The following is a 19,884-nucleotide window of genomic DNA, read 5'->3' as shown; positions in this document are numbered from 1 at the left end:
TTGCCCCGGCCCAGCAAGGAGTCCACCATGCAACGCAGGACCTTCTCCACCGGGCTGGCATCCGCAGCCATCTTCCTCCACGCGCCGCTCGCCTTCGGCCAGTCCGACAGGCACATGAAACTCGTCGTGCCCTTCCCGCCGGGCGGGGCGACGGACCTGATCGGCCGCGTCCTTGCCCAGAAGATGTCCGTGCTGCTGGGGCGGTCGGTCGTCGTGGAGAACAAGGGCGGCGCCGCGGGGGCGATCGGTTCGGACTACGTCGCCGACGCGGCCCCGGACGGCCGGACCCTGCTGCTCGGCACCATCAGCACGCATGCGACGGGCCCGGTGACGAGCCTGAAGCCGCTCTACGACCCGGTCAACGACTTCACGCACATCAGCCTGCTGGCCGACAGCCCGCTCGTGTACATGGGGCATCCGTCGATCCCGGCCCGCAACCTCCGGGAGTTCGTGGCCCTGGCCAAGGCGCGGCCGACGATGGCGTTCGGCTCGAACGGCCCCGGCTCGTACAACCACCTGGCGGTCGAGCTGTTCAAGCAGGTGGCGGGCGTCGAGATGCTCCACGTCCCGTACAAGGGGGCCGGCCCGGTCCTGCAGGGCCTCATGGCGGGGGAAGTCCAGTTCGCCGCGGGCGACCTAGCCGGCGCCACGCCGTCGATCCGGGCCGGCAAGGTCACCGCGCTGGGCGTCGCTGCCCCCCAGCGGGTGCCGGGCTTCGACATTCCGACCGTGGCCGAGTCGGGCTACCCGAACATGGAGGTGAGCGTGTGGTACGCCCTGTTCGGGCCGGCGAATATCCCCCAGCCGGTCCTGTCCCAGCTCCATTCGGCGGTGGTCGAGTCGCTGGCGTCCGCCGATTTCCAGGAGCGCCTCAGCGCGCTCGGCACGCAAGTGCGGGCCGAACCGCCGGCCGCGTTGCGCCAGCGCGTGCAGCGCGAGAACGAGCGATGGAGCGCGGTCGTCAGGACCGCCGGGCTCAAGCTCGAGTGACCGGGGCGTGAACCCGGACCCGTGCGGTCAAGGCGCCAGCAGCGCCTCTTCCGGCACCACGACCTCCACGCTGTACCGGGTCGCATCCGTCGCGTCCGACGCGAACGGGGGGAGACCGGACCGGGCGTAGGCCGCCTTGACGAGCGCCGCCTGGGGCACAGCCAGCCGGTAGCTGCCCAGCACGCCGTCGACGGGGCGGCTGCGCACCTCGATCGACTCGCCGCTGGAGAGCACCTGCGACGCGCGCACCTGGGCGCTGGTGAGGACCGCCGTCACCTCCGGGGCCGTGTCCGAAGCCGTGCTGAGCGTCACGACCCCGGTGAGGTCGCTGGTCGGGGAGGCCGGCAGGGCGATCGCGGACGCGGCGGTGTTCACGGCGGTCGTGCCGGTGCCGACCGGCACGCCGGTGACCACGCCCGTCGCGCGCCCGTCCGATGTCACCACCAGCGAGTAGGTGCCCGGCGGCAGGAACGGGATGCTGAAATTGCCCCGGGCGTCCGGCCGGGTGGAGCGAACCGCCGCGCCGTCCCGCTGTGCCGACACCGTCGTGTTGCCGGTCGCCAGGTCGGCCGCCACCGACCCCTGGATGCCGCTGGCCACGCGGGGCAGCACCGCGACCACCGGCCTCAGCTGGTACGAGCCGCCCTGTCCGGCGGGAGCAACCGACTTGCACGCGTCGAAGTCGAGGACCAGGTCCGCCGTCTGGCCGGGCGCCACGTCGAAGCTGGCCGGCACCCTCACGCCACCCGGGCCGCCGGGAATCGCCAGCGGGATCTCCGTGCCGGTGCCGGTCGGCTGCACGGCATGGGCGGCGACGCCGGGCGCCGGCGCGTTCGCGGCGAGCACCAGGCGCAGCTGCTCGTAGTGGCCCGACGGGAGGGAGGCGCCCCCGAGTTCCTCCAGGGCGCCGTTCGTGAGCGCGAGCAGGTCCACGCGGCGTGTGGAGCCCACCGGGATGTCGGTCCAGCCTGGATCGGCCTCCAAGGCCGTGCTGCTCGCGTGGACGCGGATCTTCTCGACGGTGACGTACACGTGGTCGAAGCCGCAACCGGGCGCATCCGTCAGCGCCAGCCTGAGCGTTCCCGCGCCGGCGGCCGCGGACGGGTCGCCGCCGCTGCCGCACGCCGAGACGAGGGCGGCCGCTGCAAGGGCGCCGGCGGCACGCCAGCGGGGTGCGGGGGAAGGGCGCTGGACGGAAGGGGGGCGGCACTGCATGTTCGTTCCTCGCTATTGCTGAGGTCGGGCATGCTCGGCCCTACGGCTGAGCTGCGCGTGAGCGAACGTGACAAGTCAGCAGGAATGTTCCGCGCCGCCGGGCAGGGCGGCGACGGCTGACACAGGAAGCAACAAATCGGCCGTGATTGCGGGGTGAGGAGGGGTCGGTCCGGGAGGTTGGCCGCGTCAGTTCCGCCCCAGCGGGCTGGGCCGCGAGCGCAATCCCGGCGGCAGCAGGTCCTCGAACAGCTCGCTGATCACCTCGATGCGCTCCAGCGCCGCCGCCTCCCCGTGCGCGCGCGCCAGCAGCCCCATCAGCTCGCCGCGGATGAACCACAGCGTCTCGATGTCGTCGGCGTAGCGGATCCGGCGGCGCACGGCCGCCGAGCGCTCCTCGCCGACGCTGATGGCCAGCGACAGCATCCGCTTGCGGATGTCCTCGATGGTGTACATGTCCTCGTACTCGGCCGGGACCGTCGCGGGCCCGCTGCTGAAGATCGCGTGCAGGCTGTTCCTGAGATTCGGCTTGAACCAACGCATGGGACTTCCTTTCGCGGTCAGGCAGGCGCCTGGCCAGGGGATCGGGTGGGGCCCGGCAGGGCCAGTTCGAACAACTCGGTCACCGGCAGGTCCGCCATCGCGGGCGGCACCGGCTCGGGGTGGGTGCTGGAGGCGAGGTCCTGCAGGCGGGCGAAGCTCGCCAGCATGCGGGCCGGCGACCCGTCGGCGCTGCGCCGGGGCACGCCGTACTGGATGCGCTGGCGGTCGTCCGCCGGCAGGCGGTCGACCAGGCCGCGCGTGAGCCAGATGCTGCCCGCGCGCCCGCCGCGCGACAGCTCGCCGGCGTGATCGGCGGCCGCGCCCAGCACCGACAGCTCGACCGGCTCGACCAGGCGCAACGGCCCGATCCATTCCTGGCCGGCGTCGAGGCCGGTGTTCATGCACAGCTCGACATCCCAGCCCTTGCGGGACTGCCAGCGGCTGCTCAGGTGGCGCATGGCCTCGCGGGCGCGGTGGGCGGCGACCAGGGCGTTCCACAGGTAGTCGCCACCGGCCTGCGGCAGGAAGTAGCAGACCATGCCCTCGCCGGGATGGTTGCCGTGGTGGCCCCCGTGCTCGCGGAAGATCGTGTCCAGCTCGCTCCACACCTCGCTCACGAGCTCGAAGTACTCGCGCGCGGGCAGGCGCAGCCACAAGGCGTTGGCGTCCTGCAGGGTCGTGACGAGCACGGCCACCGGCAGCAGCGCGGGGGCCGGGAAGCGGGCGAGGGCGGCCGGGCCCGTGGCGCGCGGCGCGGCGGGTTCGGCCGCGCGCTGGCAGACGAACAGCACGCCCTCGCGGAACTGGATCGCCTGGAGCACCAGGTCGCGCACGCCGGCGCGGCTCACGCGGATCTGGGCGGTCGGCTGCGCGTCGACGGCCGGGGCGTCGCGGAACACGCTTTCGAGCCGCGCCCGGGCCGCGTCGTCCAGGCCGGCGGCGAGCCCGCCCAGCGGGGCGCCGCGTTGCTTGAGCAGGCCCAGGTGGAAAGCCAGCACGTCCGCGGAATCCAGCAGGCGGGCGGCGGCGGCGCCGGGACCCGCGTCGCGGGGCAACCCGCGCAGTGGGGAGGCGGCATCTTCGCGGGCGGCCTCGTTCATCCAGACCAGCCCCAGTCCATCGTCCAGCAGGTAGGCCGGCTGGCGGATCTCGAGCAGGGACAAGGCCGGTTCGCCGCGGCGCTGCGGCGGAGGGGCGACCGGCGCCGCGGCGGCGAAGGCAGGCGCGGGGATGGCCGGGAGTGCGACGGCGGCGACCGGAGCCGGCATGCGGGCGGGGGCAGGCGGGGGCGCTTCGCCGCCGCCGGCGAAATGGGCGGCGATGCGCGCGATGCTCCAGCCCTCGCGCTTGAGGCGCTGGATCTGCAGCACGCGCTCGACGGTGCCGTCGGGGAAATAGCCGATCCGCGGCGCCGCGCCGTCCTGCGGATTGGGCGGCAGCACCTCGGGCCGGGGCAGCAACCCCGTGGTGATGTAGTTGTTCAGGGTCGCCCGCGAAATGCCGGTGCGCTCCAGAACATCCTTGCTCGTCAACACCTGAACCTCTGTCTAGGACTGTTCAGGCAAGTATTGGACAGTCAAATCAGACTGTCAAGACACATGTTGCAGAAGCGATACAAGTGAGCGGCCCGTATCTGTCTAGACAGACGGACGGCGCCTAGACAGTCAATTGGACAGTTGTTTGGACAGACGTGAAGACAGCCGGGCGGCCTGCCCGGCGCCTTCTCACGCAGGTGACTTGCCGGCCTGCACGAGGCGCATCGCCGAGGCGATGAGTCCCGAGACCTCGCCGAGGTGGCCGGGGATGATCAGGGTGGTCTTGGACTCGTGGGCCACCGTGCGGAAGGCGTCGACGGCCCGCTCGGCGACCTTGAGCTGCACGGCCTGCTCGCCGCCGGGCTGGCGGATGGCCTCGGCCACCTGCCGGATGGCGCCGGCCGTGGCCTCGGCCACCGCGAGGATGGCGGCGGCCTCGCCCTGGGCCTTGTTGATCTCGGCCTGCTTCTCGCCCTCCGACCGCGCGATGAAGGCCTCGCGCTCGCCGGTGGCGATGTTGATCTGCTCCTGCCGGCGGCCCTCGGAGGCGGCGATCAGGGCGCGCTTTTCCCGCTCCGCGGTGATCTGGGCCTGCATGGCGCGCAGGATCTCGGCCGGCGGCGTCAGGTCCTTGATTTCGTAGCGCAGGACCTTCACGCCCCAGTTCAGGGCCGCCTCGTCGATGGCGGACACGACCTGGGCATTGATCATGTCGCGCTCCTCGAAGGTCTTGTCCAGCTCGAGCTTGCCGATCACGCTGCGCAGCGAGGTCTGGGCGAGCTGGGTGACGGCCACGATGTAGTTGGACGAGCCGTAGCTGGCCCGCATCGGGTCGGTGACCTGGAAATAGAGGATGCCGTCCACCTGCAGCTGGGTGTTGTCGCGGGTGATGCAGACCTGGCTGGGCACGTCCAGCGGGATCTCCTTGAGGCTGTGCCGGTAGGCGACCCGGTCGACGAAGGGGACCAGGAAGTTCAGGCCCGGGGACAGCGTGCCGTGGTACTTGCCCAGGCGCTCCACGACCCAGGCGTGCTGCTGGGGCACGACCTTGATGGAGCGCGCCACGAAGATGATGGCGATGACGACGAGGACGAGTGCGATTTCCATGGGGTCCCTCCTTCCGGGTTCTTGAGATTCAGGTTTTTTCCACCACGAGGCGGTTGCCGACCACTTCCCGCACCCGGTGCAGCCCGGTCGAGGGGGCGGTGCCCGGATGGTGGGTGACCGTCCAGGTCGCGCCGCGGTAGCGCACCTGGGCCGTGCCGTCCGGGTGCCAGGCATCGACCACGACCGTCTCGCCGACGTCCATGTTGACGGCCGGATTGGCGCTGGCGGCCAGCTCGGCGGGCCGGTGCCCGCGCAGCAGGCGCCAGGCCGTGACCGCGCCGCCGCCGACGACGGCCGCGGCCGCCAGCTGCGTCGTCACGCCGGCGCCCGCGTGGGCGGCCAGCGCGCCGGCAGCCAGGCCGATGGCCAGCATCAGCAGGTAAAAGGTGCCGGTCATCAGTTCCACCACCACCGCGCCGCCGGCCAGCAGCCACCACACTGTCGAATCCGCCATTGCTCACCTCCTGGTGCGCCGCATTGTGCTCGCGCGCGTTCCGGCGGGCCCGAGTTGCATACACTTCGCGGCTCACGTTTTTCGCCGCACACCCGACCCGCCCGCCATGAAATTCCGCTTCCCCATCGTCATCATCGACGAAGACTACCGGTCCGAGAACACGTCCGGCCTGGGCATCCGCGCGCTGGCGCAGGCCATCGAGGCCGAGGGCATGGAGGTCCTGGGGGTCACCAGCTACGGCGACCTGGCCCAGTTCGCGCAGCAGCAAAGCCGCGCCAGCGCCTTCATCCTGTCGATCGACGACGAGGAGTTCAGCTCCGGCCCGGACGTCGATCCGGCGGTGCTGAACCTGCGCGCCTTCATCACTGAGGTGCGCCGCAAGAACGCCGACGTGCCGATCTACATCTATGGCGAGACCAAGACCTCGCAGCACCTGCCCAACGACGTGCTGCGCGAGCTCCACGGGTTCATCCACATGTACGAGGACACCCCCGAGTTCATGGCCCGCCACATCATCCGCGAGGCCAAGTCGTACCTGGAGGGCATCCAGCCGCCGTTCTTCAAGGCGCTGCTGGATTACGCGGAGGACGGCTCGTATTCCTGGCACTGCCCCGGCCACTCGGGCGGGGTGGCGTTCCTGAAAAGCCCGATCGGGCAGATGTTCCACCAGTTCTTCGGCGAGAACATGCTGCGGGCGGACGTGTGCAACGCGGTGGACGAACTCGGGCAGCTGCTGGACCACACCGGGCCGGTGGCGGCCAGCGAGCGCAACGCGGCGCGCATCTTCAACGCCGACCACTGCTTCTTCGTCACCAACGGCACGTCCACCTCGAACAAGATGGTCTGGCACCACACGGTGGCCCCCGGCGACGTGGTGGTGGTGGACCGCAACTGCCACAAGTCGATCCTGCACTCGATCATCATGACCGGGGCGATCCCGGTCTTCATGAAGCCGACGCGCAACCACTTCGGCATCATCGGCCCGATCCCGCAGAGCGAGTTCACGCCCGAGGCCATCAAGGCCAAGATCCGCGCCAACCCGCTGCTGGCCGGCGTCGACCCGGAGAAGGTCAAGCCGCGGATCATGACGCTGACCCAGTCCACCTACGACGGCGTCCTGTACAACACCCAGACCATCAAGAACATGCTCGACGGCTACGTCGACGCGCTGCACTTCGACGAGGCCTGGCTGCCGCACGCGGCGTTCCACCCCTTCTACGGCAGCTTCCACGCCATGGGCAAGAAGCGGCCCCGGCCCGAGAAGTCGCTGGTCTACGCGACCCAGTCCATCCACAAGCTGCTGGCCGGCATCAGCCAGGCCAGCCACGTGCTGGTGCAGGACGCCAAGGACACCAAGCTGGACCGCCATCTGTTTAACGAGGCGTTCCTGATGCACACCTCGACCAGCCCGCAGTACTCGATCATCGCCAGCTGCGACGTGGCCGCCGCCATGATGGAGCCGCCCGGCGGCACCGCGCTGGTGGAAGAGAGCATCCTGGAGGCGCTGGACTTCCGCCGCGCGATGCGCAAGGTCGACCAGGAGTACGGCAAGGACTGGTGGTTCAAGGTCTGGGGGCCGGACAAGCTGGCCGAGCAGGGCATCGGCCGGGCCGACGACTGGATCATCAAGGGCGAGGCGCGCACCGCCAAGTGGCACGGCTTCGGCAACCTGGCCGAGGGCTTCAACATGCTGGACCCGATCAAGTCCACCGTGGTCACCCCCGGCCTGGACCTGAACGGCAAGTTCGCCAAGACCGGCATCCCGGCCTCGATCGTCACCCGCTTCCTGGCCGAGCACGGGATCATCGTGGAGAAGACCGGCCTGTACAGCTTCTTCATCATGTTCACCATCGGCATCACGAAGGGCCGCTGGAACACGCTGCTGACGGCGCTGCAGCAGTTCAAGGACGACTACGCGCGCAACCAGCCGATGTGGCGCATCCTGCCCGAGTTCTGCGCCCAGTACCCCCAGTACGAGCGCATGGGCCTGGCCGACCTGTGCCAGTACGTGCACGAGCTGTACGCCCGCTACGACATCGCCCGGCTGACCACCGAGATGTACCTGTCGGACCTGACGCCGGCGATGAAGCCGAGCGACGCCTACGCCCACATCGCCCACCGCAAGACCGAGCGGGTGGAGATCGACCAGCTCGAGGGCCGGGTGACCACCTCGCTCGTGACGCCGTACCCGCCGGGCATCCCGCTGCTGATCCCGGGCGAGGTGTTCAACAAGAAGATCGTGGACTACCTGAAGTTCTCGCGCGAGTTCAACGCCAGCTGTCCGGGCTTCGGCACCGACATCCACGGGCTGGTCGAGGAGCCGGGGCCGGACGGCAAGACGCGCTACTTCGCCGACTGCGTGCGCGGCTGACGCCGCGCCGGCGGGCGCCGGTCCATCCGGCCAAGCTGCAATCCGTCGCGCGAACCCGCAGTCCGTCGCGCGGCGGCTGCGGCGGCGCGGGTGGCTTCCTACAGTTCGCTCCATGCCGGGCCCGATGCCCCGCCAAGGAGAGACAGATGCAAGCCACCGCCCCCCACCAACCCCAGCCGCTGCTGTCGCCCGTCGTCCGGGTGCTGCTCGCCGTCCCCGTCGCCCTGTTCCTGGCCGGCGTGGTGTCGGTCGGCACGAGCGCGAGCCACGCCGCGGTCGACGGCATGACCGCCCAGCTGCACGAAGGCACCCGCTACGTCCAGCTGCCGCGGGTGCAGGTGGTGGCCCGCCGGGACGTCGCCAGCGACGCCGGCGGCGCGCCGATGGCCGCCCGCGCTGCCGCTCCCGGCTGCGGCGCTCCCCGTCCCGAAGCCGGTTAATCTCGCGCGATGACGTCCGATGAGCAGAAACCCCGCACCCGCCCCGCGCTGGTGCAATGGCTGTCGCGCGCCAACACGGAGCTGAGCGGCTGGGCCGCGGCCACGTCCTGGTGGCGGCTGATCGTGCTGTTCCTGGTGGTGCTGATCGCCGGCAGCCTGGTCTCCGAGCAGCTGCACCTGAAGCACCAGCGCGTGATGGTGCGCGATCCCGGCAAGGATGGCGAGATCCGCATCACGCAGGTCGGCCCCGATGGCGTGCGCATCACCCGGCGCCGCGCCGCCGGCAGGGATGCCGCCGAGACGCCGTCCGCGGAAGGACCGGCCGGCGCCGTGTCGGCCCCGGAAGGCGGCCCCGGCGGCCAAGCCGAGGTGCCCACGCCGCCCGCACCGCCGGTCCCGCAGCCGCCCGGCACGCGCAAGGGCGTGACGATCACCGACGAGGATCCCGACGAGGACGGCCCGGAACTGGTGTCGAAGAACGTCCTGACGTTCCGGGGCCTGGTCGGCGACCTCGGCGCCACCCTGATCACGCTGCTGTTCGCCTACCTGGCCGCCTCCAAGATCGTGGTGCGCAAGGTCGCCCAGGCCGACGAGAAGGTGCGCACCGCCCAGGACGCGGCGGGCCGCGAGGCGATGGAGCGGCAGTTGGTGCAGGCCCGCCTGCAGGTGCTGCAGGCGCAGGTGGAGCCGCACTTCCTGTTCAACACGCTGGCCGCGGTGGACTACCTGATCGAGACCGACCCGGCGCGGGCCAGCCAGATGCAGAAGGCGCTGATCACCTACCTGCGCGGCGCGCTGCCGCAGATGCGGCAGGAGTCCTCGACGCTGGGCCGCGAGATGCGCCTGATCCGCTCGTACCTGGAGCTGATCAAGATGCGGATCGAGGACCGGCTGGACCTGCAGTACGAGGTGGCCCCGGAGCTGGAGGGCGCCGAATTCCCGCCCATGATGCTGCAGTCGCTGGTCGAGAACGCCATCAAGCACGGCATCGAGCCCAAGCCCGAGGGCGGCAAGGTCACCGTGGCGGCCCGCATCAACAAGGGACAGCTGGTGGTGGAAGTGCGCGACACCGGCGTGGGCATCATGGACCTGGACCGGCTGGAGGCGCCGACCTCGGGCACCGGCATCGGGCTGCAGAACATCCGCGAGCGGCTCTCGATGCTGTACAACGGCCGCGGCCACCTGAGCCTGATGTCCGACTCCGGCGCCGGCACCACCGTGCGCATCTCCGTCCCGTACCACCCGGCCGAGACGCCCGCCGGCGCCACCGCGCCGACCCGCCCGCAGGCCGCCTCATGATGAATGGAACCCCGCCACCCGCGCCGCGCGCCGTCGTCGCCGACGACGAGCGCCTGCTGCGCGAACAGCTCAAGACCCGCCTGGCCGGCGCCTGGCCCGAACTGCAGATCGTCGGCGAAGCCCGCGACGGCAACGAGGCCCTCGCCCTGGCCGAGCAGCTGCGGCCCGACGTGATGTTCCTGGACATCCGCATGCCGGGCCTGACCGGCATCGAGGCGGCGCGCGAGATCCTGGCCCTGCCTGGCTGGCAGGGCGAGATCGTGTTCGTCACCGCCTATGACGAGTACGCGATCTCGGCCTTCGAGCAGGGCGCCCTGGACTACCTCTTGAAGCCGGTCGAACCGGCCCGCCTGGCGCAGACCGCGCAGCGGATCCAGGAGCGCCTGGGGCAGCGCCGCTCCGCCGGCGCGTCGGTGGCCGACGAGGCCGCGCTCGATGCGCTGCTGGCGCGGCTGGTCAAGCTGCAGCAGGGCATGCAGCAACCGCCCGGCGCCGCGCCGTCCTACCTGCAGTGGGTGCAGGCGGCCGCGGGCGCGACCACGCGGCTGATCCCGGTCAAGGACATCCTGTTCTTCCGGTCGGACGAGAAGTACACACGGGTGCAGACGCGCCAGCAGGAAGCTTTCATCCGCACGCCGATCCGGGACCTGCTGCCGCAGCTGGACCCGCAGCAGTTCTGGCAGATCCACCGCTCGACCATCGTGAACCTGGCGGCCGTGGCCTCGGTGACCCGCGACGACACCGGCCGCCAGCGGGTGCAGATCAACGGCCACCCGGAGGTGCTGGAGGTCAGCCGCAGCTTCGCGCACCTGTTCCGGGGCGCGTGACGGGGGCCGGGCCTGGTGCCCGGCCGGGCGTCACTCGCCGGCCGGCTCGGCGATGCCGCCGACGACCTGGCTGAAGCCGCCGTCGACGTAGGTGATCTCGGCCGAAATGCCGCCGGCCAGGTCCGACAGCAGGAAGGCGGCCGTGTTGCCGACGTCCTCGATCGTCACGTTGCGGCGGATGGGGGCGGTTTCCGCCACCACCGACAGGATCTTGCCGAAGCCCTTGATGCCGCTAGCCGCCAGCGTCTTGATCGGGCCGGCACTGATGCCGTTGACGCGGATGCCGCGCGGGCCCATCGACTCGGCCAGGTATCGCACCGAGGCCTCGAGCGAGGCCTTGGCCAGGCCCATGGTGTTGTAGTTCGGCACGGTGCGCACCGCGCCCAGGTAGGTCAGGGTGAGCAGGGCGGCCCGGTCATTGAGCATCGGCAGCGCCGCCTTGGCCATCGCGGGGAAGCTGTAGGCGCTGATGTCGTGGGCGATGCGGAACGCCTCGCGCGACAGGCCGTCGAGGAAGTCGCCGGCGATCGCCTCGCGCGGCGCGTAGCCGATCGCGTGCACGAAGCCGTCGAACTTGGGCCAGTGCGCCGACAGGTCCGAGAACAGCCTGGCGATCTGTGCGTCGTCGCCCACGTCGCAGTCGAACACCAGGTTCGAGCCGAAATCGGCGGCGAACTCGGTGATGCGGTCCTTGAAACGCTCGCCCACGTAGCTGAAGGCGAGTTCGGCGCCCTGCGCATGGCAGGCGCGCGCGATGCCGTAGGCGATGGAGCGGTTGGACAACACGCCCGTGATCAGGAATTTCTTGCCGGCAAGGAAGCCCATGGAAGTTCACTCTGACAAAACAGGCAGAATTCTCGCATGCGACTTGCGTTGTGCTTGCTGGCCGGCCTGATGGCCGTCCCGGCCTGGGCCGCTCCCGGCTACTCGGTCTGGGGCGATTTCAAATACAAGCCCGGGTTTTCCCATTTCGACTACGTCAATCCGGACGCGCCCAAGGGCGGCGAGCTGCGGATGGTGGCCGGCTCCCGGATCTCCACCTTCGACAAGTACAACCCCTACACCCTGCGCGGCAACGCGCCGTCGTTCCTGGGCGACCTGCTGTTCGAGGGGCTGCTCACCGGCCCGATGGACGAGAACGGCGTGGGCTACGGGCTGCTGGCCGAGGACGTGCAGGTGGCGCCCGACCTGATGTCGGCCACCTTCCGCATCCGGCCGGAGGCGCGGTTCCACAACGGCGACCCGGTGCGCGCCAGCGACGTGAAGTACAGCTTCGAGACGCTGGTCTCCAAGTACGCGCACCCCTCGTACGCGACGCAGTTCGGCGACGTCGAGGCTTGCGAGGTGCTGGACGAGCGGACGGTGCGGTTCCGCTTCAAGAAGAAGGACCGCCAGCTGCCGCTGACGGTGGGCGGCATGCCGGTCTTCTCGCCCAAGTGGGGCATGGAGAACGGCAAGACCAAGGCCTTCGACCAGATCATCATGGACACGCCGATCGGCACCGGCCCCTACAGGATCGGCCCGGTGCGCTTCGGCAAGGACGTGACGTACGTGCGCGACCCGAACTACTGGGGCCGCAACCTGCCGGTGCGCCGCGGCATGAACAACTTCGACCGCATCACGGTCAAGATCTACCGCGACGGCACGGCGCAGCTGGAAGCGCTCAAGGCCGGCGAGTTCGACCTGATGCAGTTCTTCTCGGTGGGCGACTGGACGCGCCGCCTGAACGGCAGCCGGATCGACAGCGGCGAGCTGGTGAAGATGAACTTCCAGCACAAGCTGCCCGACGGGTACTACAGCTACGTGCTGAACCTGCGCCTGCCCAAGTTCGCCGACCGCCGCGTGCGCATGGCCCTGGAGCTGGCGATGGACTACGAGTGGATGAACCTCCACCTGTTCCGCGGCCAGTACAAGCGGGTCAAGGGCGTGTTCGGCAACACCGACTGCGAGGCCAACGGCCTGCCGTCGGCGCGCGAGGCGGCGCTGATGGAGCCGTTCCGCGCCAGCCTGCCGGCCGAGGTGTTCGGCCCGATGGCGGTGCCCCCGCGCACCGACGGCGCCAACTCGCTGCGCGAGAACCTGCGCCGGGCGCAGAAGCTGCTGAACGAGGCGGGCTGGACCTACCGCGATGGCGCCTTGCGCAATGCCCAGGGCGAGCCCTTCGCGATCGAGTTCCTCGACAGCACCGAGGCGCGCGGCGCCACCACCACGGCGGCCTGGCGGCGGGCGCTGGCGCAGCTGGGCATCGACCTGCAGCTGCGCGAGGTCGACTTCGCGCTCTGGCAGCAGCGGCTGGAATCCAACAACTTCGAGATGCTGAGCATCTCCTTTCCCGGCACGCACTTCCCGGGCTCCGACTACGCCGACCTGTTCGGCAGCAAGGCGGCCGACATCCCCGGCTCGGGCAATTACGCCGGCGTCAAGAACCCGGCGATCGATGCCCTGATCGCCAACCTGGCCGTGGCCGACAATCGCGAGGAATTCACCGCCACCTGCCGCGCCCTGGACCGCGTGATCGCGCACGGGCATTACCTGATCCCGGCGTGGACCAGCACCAGCCGCCGCATCGCGTACAGCGACCGGGCGCTGGCGCGGCCCGCCGCCGTCCCACCGTATCCCCCCGAAGGCGTGCCCTACATGGACTGGTTCATGACCACCTGGTGGGCGCGCAATCCGTCGACAACCTCCAAGTAACGGCCCATGTTCGCGTACATCCTCAAGCGCATCCTCCTGATGCTGCCCACGCTGCTGGGCGTGCTCCTCCTGACCTTCGTGGTCATCCAGTTCGTGCCGGGCGGGCCGGTCGAGCAATACATGGCCGAGGCGCGGCGCGCCGGCGGCGGCGGCGACACCTCGGCCTACCGCGGCGGGCAGGGGGTCGACCCGCGCCGCCTGGCCCAGATCAAAGCCATGTACGGCTTCGACAAGCCGCCGTCCGAGCGCTTCGTGAAGATGCTGGGCGACTTCGCCCGCTTCGACCTGGGCCGCAGCTTCATGCAGAACAAGCCGGTGTGGCAGTTGATCCAGGAGAAGCTGCCGGTGTCCATCAGCCTGGGCCTGTGGACCTTCTTCATCAGCTACCTGGTGGCCGTGCCGCTCGGCGTGGCCAAGGCGGTGCGGGCCGGCACCCGGTTCGACTTCGTCACCACGATCGTCGTGCTGGTGGGCTACGCGATCCCCGGCTTCGTGCTCGGAGTGGCGCTGCTGGTGATCTTCGGCGGGCAGCTGCAGTGGTTCCCGCTGCGCGGCCTCACATCCGCGAACTGGGACGATCTGGGGTGGGGCGCCCGCATCGTCGACTACCTGTGGCACATCACGCTGCCGGTCACGGCGATGGTGCTGGGCAGCTTCGCGGTGACGACGATGCTGACCAAGAACTCCTTCCTCGAGGAGATCCGCAAGCAGTACGTGCTGACGGCGCGGGCCAAGGGCCTGACCGAGCGCCGCGTGCTGTGGAAGCACATCTTCCGCAACGCGCTGATCCCGATCGTCACCGGCTTCCCGGCGGCCTTCATCGGCGCCTTCTTCACCGGCGCGCTGCTGATCGAGACGCTGTTCTCGCTCGACGGCCTGGGCCTGCTCAGCTACGAGAGCATCATCCGGCGCGATTACCCCGTCGTGCTGGGCTCGCTGTTCGTGTTCACGCTGATCGGCCTCGTCACCAAACTGATTTCGGATCTGAGCTATGTCTGGGTCGATCCCCGTGTCAAATTCGATTGAGCCGGGGCCGCTGGCTCCGACCGCCGTGCCCGCGCCGGCGCCCGTGCCGCTGGCGGCGTCCCAGAGCCCGGGCGCGCGCGCCTGGCGGCGCTTTCGCCGCAACCGCCTGGGCTTCGTCAGCCTGGTGGTCTTCAGCACGCTGGTCGTGCTGAGCCTGTTCGCCGAGCTGATCTCCAACGACCGGCCCATCGTGGTGCACTACAACGGGGGCTACTACTTCCCGATCTTCAAGGACTACACCGAGACCACGTTCGGCGGCGACTTCCCGGCCGGCACCGACTACCTCGACCCGTACATCCGCGAGAAGATCACGACGGGCGGCAACTGGGCCCTGTACACGATCAACAAGTACGGCCCGCGCACCCTCAGCTACTACACCCCGCTGCCGTTCCCCAGCCCGCCCTCGGCGCAGAACTGGCTGGGCACCGACGAGCGCGGGCGCGACATGCTGGCGCAGCTGCTCTACGGCTTCCGGCTCAGCGTGCTGTTCGGCCTGGCGCTGATGGCGATCGGGGTCGCCATCGGCGTGGTCACCGGGGCGGTGCAGGGCTACTTCGGCGGCAAGACCGACCTGGCGTTCCAGCGCTTCATCGAGATCTGGTCGTCCATGCCGGAGCTGTACCTGCTGATCATCTTCAGCGCGGTGTTCGCCCCCAGCGTGGCGCTGCTGATCGTGCTGCTCAGCCTGTTCGGCTGGATGGGCCTGTCCGACTACGTGCGCGCCGAGTTCCTGCGCAACCGGCAGATGGACTACGTGAAGGCGGCCCGCGCCCTGGGCGTGGGCAACGGCCGCATCATGTGGCGGCACATCCTGCCCAACAGCATGACGCCGGTGGTGACGTTCCTGCCGTTCCGCATGAGCGCGGCCATCCTGGCGCTGACCTCGCTGGACTTCCTGGGCCTGGGGGTGCCGCCCGGCACGCCGTCGCTGGGCGAGCTGCTCAGCCAGGGCAAGCAGAACATCGACGCCTGGTGGATCTCGCTGGCCACCTTCGCCGTGCTGGTCATGACCTTGCTGCTCCTCACCTTCATGGGCGACGCGCTGCGCGACGCCCTCGACCCGCGGAAGGCCGACCAATGAGCCCGCTGCTGCAAGTGCGCGACCTGCGGGTCGCCTTCGAAGGCAAGGAGGTCGTGCACGGCGTCGATTTCCACATCGGCGCCGGCGAGAAGCTGGCCCTGGTGGGCGAGTCCGGGTCCGGCAAGACCGTGACCGCGCTGTCGCTGCTGGGCCTGGTGCAGAACGCCACGGTGACCGGCTCGGCGCTGCTCGCCGCCGCGCAGGCCGGCGCGCCGCCGCGCGACCTGCTGCGCCTGTCCGAGCGCGAGCTGCTCGGCGTGCGCGGCGACGACATCGCCATGATCTTCCAGGAGCCGATGACGGCGCTGAACCCGTTGTACTCGGTGGGCAACCAGGTCGCCGAGGTGCTGGAGGTCAAGCAGGGCCTCTCCAAGCGCCAGGCCTGGGAGGGCGCCATCGAGGCGCTGGCGGCCACCGGCATCCCGGAGCCCGCGCGCCGCGCCACGGCCTACCCGCACCAGCTGTCGGGCGGCCAGCGGCAGCGCGCGATGATCGCCATGGCGCTGGCCAGCCGGCCGCGCCTGCTGCTCGCCGACGAGCCGACCACGGCGCTGGACGTCACGCTGCGCGGCCAGATCCTCGGCCTGCTGGCCGACCTGCAACGCCAGACCGGCATGGCCGTGCTGCTGATCACGCACGACCTGAACCTGGTGCGCAAGTTCGCCGACCGGGTGGCGGTGATGGAGAACGGCCACCTGGTCGAGGAGGGCCCGGTGGCCGAGGTGTTCTCGCAGCCGCGCCACACCTACACGCGCAAGCTGATGGACAGCCGGCCGACGCGCGACGTCGACACGCCCGACACCGCCGCCGCCCCGGTCATGCGGGCCGCCGGCCTGCAGGTCAGCTATCCGATCCAGCTGCCGGGCGTGCGCGGCTGGTTCCGGCGCGGCGAGTTCAACGCCGTGCGGGGCGCCGACTTCGCGATCCGGCCGCGCCAGACGCTGGGCGTCGTGGGCGAGTCCGGCTCGGGCAAGTCGACCCTCGCGATGGCGGCGCTGGGCCTGCTCAAGCATCGCGGCGACCTGGACGTCGTGGGCCAGCAATGGGGCCCCAAGTCGGCGGCCAACCGCGCCATCCGTCGCCAGGTGCAGGTGGTGTTCCAGGACCCGTTCTCGTCGCTGTCGCCGCGCATGACGGTGGAGGAGATCGTCGGCGAGGGCCTGCTGGTGCACGAGCCGGCGCTGTCGGCCGCGCAGCGGCGCGTGCGGGTGCTGGCGGCGCTGGAGGACGTGGGCCTGAACGAGACCCAGTTCCCGGGCCTGCTCGGCCGCTATCCGCACCAGTTCTCCGGCGGCCAGCGCCAGCGCCTGGCCATCGCCCGGGCGCTGATCGTCGGGCCGCAGCTGCTGGTGCTCGACGAGCCGACCAGCGCCCTGGACGTGACGATCCAGAAGCAGGTGCTGCGGCTGCTGCAGCGCCTGCAGCGCGACAAGGGCCTGGCCTACCTGCTGATCACCCACGACGTGGAGGTCGTGCGCGCCATGGCCCACGACGTGCTGGTGATGAAGAACGGCGAGGTGCTGGAGTCCGGGCCGGTCGAGCAGGTGCTCGGCCAGCCCTCGCACGACTACACCCGGGCGCTGGTGGCCGCCGCGGCCTGAGGCCATGGCGCTGCGCGGCCGCCCGGTGGCCATCCCGCCGGAGGAGATCGAGATCACCGCCGTGCGGGCCCAGGGGGCCGGCGGCCAGAACGTCAACAAGGTCTCCAGCGCCGTCCACCTGCGCTACGACATCCGGGCGTCCTCGCTGGCGCCCGACCACAAGGCGCGGCTGCTGGCCCTGCAGGACCGCCGCATCACCCGCTCGGGAGTGCTGGTCATCAAGGCCCAGGCCCACCGTTCCCAGGACCTGAACCGGGCCGAAGCCCTGCAGCGGCTGCAGGAGCTGGTGGACAGCGTGGCCGAGCCGCCGCACTTGCGAAAGGCCACCAAGCCCCCAGCTGCTGCACGTCGGCGGCGCCTGGCCGACAAGCGCCAGCGCTCGGCGGTCAAGCTCATGCGATCGGGGCGGGATTCACCGGGCTGAACGGCTCCGGCGCCTTGCGCGGGGAGCCCGTCCACGGTACAATCTTTGCTTCGCGACCAAACGGGCGGGTACTCACCGCCCGTTTTTTTTGCCTGTGCTCACAAGTGCGCCGCGTCGCAGTTGTGAGCACAGTCGCAGCCGCCCGATGCGGCTGACGTCTGCTCCCTTGGTGTGGACAGGCACGGGTCGCGCGAGGGAATGAGGACCGTGGCACTGCAAGACGTCGCCGAGCAGACCGTGACTGGATTGGGCTATGAGCTGGTGGAGATCGAACGCTCCGCCGGCGGAACCCTGCGCGTCACGATCGACCTGCCCTGGACGCCGGGGCAGGAGCAGTTCGTGAACGTGGAAGACTGCGAGAAGGTCACGCGGCAGCTGCAGTACGCGCTGGAGGTCGAGGGCATCGACTACAAGCGCCTGGAGGTGTCGTCGCCCGGGCTCGATCGCCCGCTGCGCACCGAGCGCGACTTCGAGCGCTTCGCGGGCGAGCTGGTCGACGTGACGCTGAAGGCGCCCGTGGGCGCCGCCGGTGCCGGCCAGGTGCCGGCCAACCGGAAGAAGTTTCGCGGCCAGCTCTCGCGCGGCGAGTCGGGCTGGCAGGTGACGTGGAGCGACGAGCCCGCGCCCAAGCCGGGGCAGCGGGTGAGCCGCAAGCGGCAGCCGGCGCCGCTGCAGGCGCTGGGCTTCACGCTGGACGAGTTGAAGGAGGCGCGTCTCGCGCCGGTGGTGGATTTCAAGGGCAGGAAGCCCAGGCAGACAGGAGAGTCGTGACATGAACCGCGAATTGTTGATGCTGGTGGAAGCGATTTCGCGCGAGAAGAACGTGGAGCGCGACGTCGTGTTCGGCGCGGTCGAGTCGGCCCTGGCCCAGGCCACCAAGAAGCTGTACGAAGGCGAGGTGGACATCCGCGTGGCCATCGACCGCGACTCGGGCGACTACGAGACTTTCCGCCGCTGGCTGGTCGTGCCCGACAGCGCGGGCCTGCAGAACCCGGACGCCGAGGAACTGCTGATGGACGCCCGCGAGCGCGTGGCCGACGTCGACGAGGGCGACTACATCGAGGAGCCGGTGGACTCGCTGCCGATCGGCCGCATCGGCGCCATGGCCGCCAAGCAGGTGATCCTGCAGAAGATCCGCGACGCCGAGCGCGAGATGCTGCTGAACGACTTCATGTCGCGCGGCGACAAGATCTTCGTGGGCACCGTCAAGCGCATGGACAAGGGCGACATCATCGTCGAGAGCGGCCGCGTCGAAGGGCGCCTGCGCCGCGGCGAGATGATCCCCAAGGAGAACCTGCGCAACGGCGACCGCGTGCGCGCCATGATCATGGAGGTGGACCTGACGCTGCGCGGCGCGCCCATCATCCTGTCGCGCTCGGCCCCCGAGTTCATGATCGAGCTGTTCCGCCAGGAAGTGCCCGAGATCGAGCAGGGCCTGCTGGAGATCAAGAGCTGCGCCCGCGACGCGGGTTCGCGCGCCAAGATCGCCGTGCTGTCGCACGACAAGCGCGTCGACCCGATCGGCACCTGCGTCGGCGTGCGCGGCACCCGCGTGAACGCGGTCACCAATGAGCTGGCCGGCGAGCGCGTCGACATCGTCTTGTGGTCCGAGGATCCGGCCCAATTTGTGATCGGCGCCCTGGCGCCCGCCAACGTGTCGTCGATCGTCGTGGACGAGGAGAAGCACGCCATGGACGTGGTCGTGGACGAGGAGAACCTCGCCATCGCCATCGGCCGCGGCGGCCAGAACGTGCGCCTCGCCAGCGAGCTCACGGGCTGGAAGATCAACATCATGGATGCGAACGAATCGGCCCAGAAGCAGGCCGAGGAGAGCAGCTCCATCCGTGCCCTGTTCATGGAGAAGCTGGACGTCGACGAGGAGATCGCCGACATCCTGATCTCCGAGGGGTTCACGAGCCTGGAGGAAGTGGCCTACGTGCCGATCCAGGAGATGCTCGAGATCGAATCCTTCGACGAGGACACCGTCAACGAGCTGCGCGCCCGCGCCAAGGACGCGCTGCTCACCATGGAGATCGCCCGCGAGGAGAGCGTCGAGGAGGTGTCGCAGAACCTGCGCGACCTCGACGGCATCACTCCCGAGATGATCGCCAAGCTGGCCGAGGCCGGCGTGCAGACCCGCGACGAGCTGGCCGATCTGGCCGTCGACGAGTTGACCGAGATCACCGGCCAGTCCACGGACGAAGCCAAAGCCCTGATCATGAAGGCGCGCGAGCACTGGTTCTCCGGTGCGACTGCCCAAGCGTGACGTGATGGAGGGAA

General features: G+C 70.0%; 18 protein-coding genes. 12 read left to right on the top strand and 6 right to left on the bottom strand.

Features of this window, described 5'->3' with window-relative positions:
• Positions 1-27 precede the first annotated feature (27 nt).
• Positions 28-990, top strand: coding sequence for a Bug family tripartite tricarboxylate transporter substrate binding protein (locus tag AC3ANR_RS11980; protein ID WP_488288340.1), 963 nt, complete (start codon positions 28-30; stop codon positions 988-990).
• Positions 991-1,017: 27 nt separating this feature from the next.
• Here the strand turns inward: AC3ANR_RS11980 and AC3ANR_RS11975 are convergent, their stop codons facing one another.
• The 5 genes from AC3ANR_RS11975 to AC3ANR_RS11955 form a co-directional block, all read right to left on the bottom strand.
• Positions 1,018-2,205 (bottom strand): DUF4382 domain-containing protein, encoded by a 1,188-nt coding sequence (locus AC3ANR_RS11975; protein WP_488288339.1) that lies wholly within the window; start codon positions 2,203-2,205, stop codon positions 1,018-1,020.
• A 186-nt stretch (positions 2,206-2,391) separates the two neighbouring features.
• Positions 2,392-2,745, bottom strand: a complete 354-nt coding sequence (locus tag AC3ANR_RS11970) for a hypothetical protein (protein WP_488288338.1) — start codon at positions 2,743-2,745, stop codon at positions 2,392-2,394.
• 17 nt (positions 2,746-2,762) lie between these two features.
• Positions 2,763-4,277, bottom strand: coding sequence for a MerR family transcriptional regulator (locus AC3ANR_RS11965; RefSeq protein WP_488288337.1), 1,515 nt, complete (start codon positions 4,275-4,277; stop codon positions 2,763-2,765).
• Between the two features lie 192 nt (positions 4,278-4,469).
• On the bottom strand, positions 4,470-5,387 hold the full coding sequence (locus AC3ANR_RS11960; protein ID WP_488288336.1) for an SPFH domain-containing protein: 918 nt from the start codon (positions 5,385-5,387) through the stop codon (positions 4,470-4,472).
• A gap of 28 nt (positions 5,388-5,415) precedes the next feature.
• Positions 5,416-5,841 carry an NfeD family protein gene (locus AC3ANR_RS11955; RefSeq protein ID WP_488288335.1) on the bottom strand — a complete coding sequence of 142 codons (426 nt, stop codon included), beginning with the start codon at positions 5,839-5,841 and terminating at the stop codon, positions 5,416-5,418.
• A 106-nt stretch (positions 5,842-5,947) separates the two neighbouring features.
• On the opposite strand from AC3ANR_RS11955, the gene AC3ANR_RS11950 reads away from it, so the two are divergent.
• The 4 genes from AC3ANR_RS11950 (at position 5,948) to AC3ANR_RS11935 (ending at position 10,778) form a co-directional block, all read left to right on the top strand.
• The gene (locus AC3ANR_RS11950; RefSeq protein WP_488288334.1) at positions 5,948-8,212 is read left to right on the top strand and encodes an Orn/Lys/Arg family decarboxylase; all 2,265 of its coding nucleotides are present in this window, start codon (positions 5,948-5,950) and stop codon (positions 8,210-8,212) included.
• Between the two features lie 146 nt (positions 8,213-8,358).
• Positions 8,359-8,652 (top strand): hypothetical protein, encoded by a 294-nt coding sequence (locus AC3ANR_RS11945; RefSeq protein ID WP_488288333.1) that lies wholly within the window; start codon positions 8,359-8,361, stop codon positions 8,650-8,652.
• A gap of 9 nt (positions 8,653-8,661) precedes the next feature.
• On the top strand, positions 8,662-9,951 hold the full coding sequence (locus AC3ANR_RS11940; protein WP_488288332.1) for a sensor histidine kinase: 1,290 nt from the start codon (positions 8,662-8,664) through the stop codon (positions 9,949-9,951).
• On the top strand, positions 9,948-10,778 hold the full coding sequence (locus tag AC3ANR_RS11935; protein ID WP_488288331.1) for a LytR/AlgR family response regulator transcription factor: 831 nt from the start codon (positions 9,948-9,950) through the stop codon (positions 10,776-10,778). The genes AC3ANR_RS11940 and AC3ANR_RS11935 overlap by 4 nt, the downstream gene beginning before the upstream one ends.
• A 30-nt stretch (positions 10,779-10,808) precedes the next feature.
• Here the strand turns inward: AC3ANR_RS11935 and fabI are convergent, their stop codons facing one another.
• Positions 10,809-11,603: an enoyl-ACP reductase FabI gene (fabI, locus tag AC3ANR_RS11930; protein WP_488288330.1), complete on the bottom strand. Its 795-nt coding sequence runs from the start codon at positions 11,601-11,603 to the stop codon at positions 10,809-10,811.
• 36 nt (positions 11,604-11,639) lie between these two features.
• Here fabI and AC3ANR_RS11925 point away from each other — a divergent pair, with 36 nt between their 5' ends.
• The 7 genes from AC3ANR_RS11925 (at position 11,640) to nusA (ending at position 19,870) form a co-directional block, all read left to right on the top strand.
• Entirely contained in the window at positions 11,640-13,472 is a 1,833-nt protein-coding gene (locus AC3ANR_RS11925; RefSeq protein WP_488288329.1) for an extracellular solute-binding protein, read from the top strand.
• Between the two features lie 6 nt (positions 13,473-13,478).
• Positions 13,479-14,498 (top strand): microcin C ABC transporter permease YejB, encoded by a 1,020-nt coding sequence (locus AC3ANR_RS11920; protein ID WP_488288328.1) that lies wholly within the window; start codon positions 13,479-13,481, stop codon positions 14,496-14,498.
• Entirely contained in the window at positions 14,464-15,579 is a 1,116-nt protein-coding gene (locus AC3ANR_RS11915) for an ABC transporter permease (protein ID WP_488288327.1), read from the top strand. Before AC3ANR_RS11920 ends, AC3ANR_RS11915 begins: the two co-directional genes overlap by 35 nt.
• Entirely contained in the window at positions 15,576-17,180 is a 1,605-nt protein-coding gene (locus AC3ANR_RS11910) for an ABC transporter ATP-binding protein (RefSeq protein ID WP_488288326.1), read from the top strand. The genes AC3ANR_RS11915 and AC3ANR_RS11910 overlap by 4 nt, the downstream gene beginning before the upstream one ends.
• A 4-nt stretch (positions 17,181-17,184) precedes the next feature.
• Positions 17,185-17,604 (top strand): alternative ribosome rescue aminoacyl-tRNA hydrolase ArfB, encoded by a 420-nt coding sequence (arfB, locus tag AC3ANR_RS11905; protein ID WP_488288325.1) that lies wholly within the window; start codon positions 17,185-17,187, stop codon positions 17,602-17,604.
• 207 nt (positions 17,605-17,811) lie between these two features.
• Positions 17,812-18,375, top strand: coding sequence for a ribosome maturation factor RimP (rimP, locus tag AC3ANR_RS11900; RefSeq protein WP_488288324.1), 564 nt, complete (start codon positions 17,812-17,814; stop codon positions 18,373-18,375).
• Between the two features lies 1 nt (position 18,376).
• Positions 18,377-19,870, top strand: a complete 1,494-nt coding sequence (nusA, locus tag AC3ANR_RS11895) for a transcription termination factor NusA (protein ID WP_488288323.1) — start codon at positions 18,377-18,379, stop codon at positions 19,868-19,870.
• The last annotated feature ends 14 nt before the right edge of the window (positions 19,871-19,884 follow it).

It is taken from the genome of Ramlibacter sp. JJN2-2R, from assembly GCF_057747835.1.
Note: the sequence above shows the minus strand (reverse complement) of the source record. Positions and strands in the feature narration are given on the sequence as shown.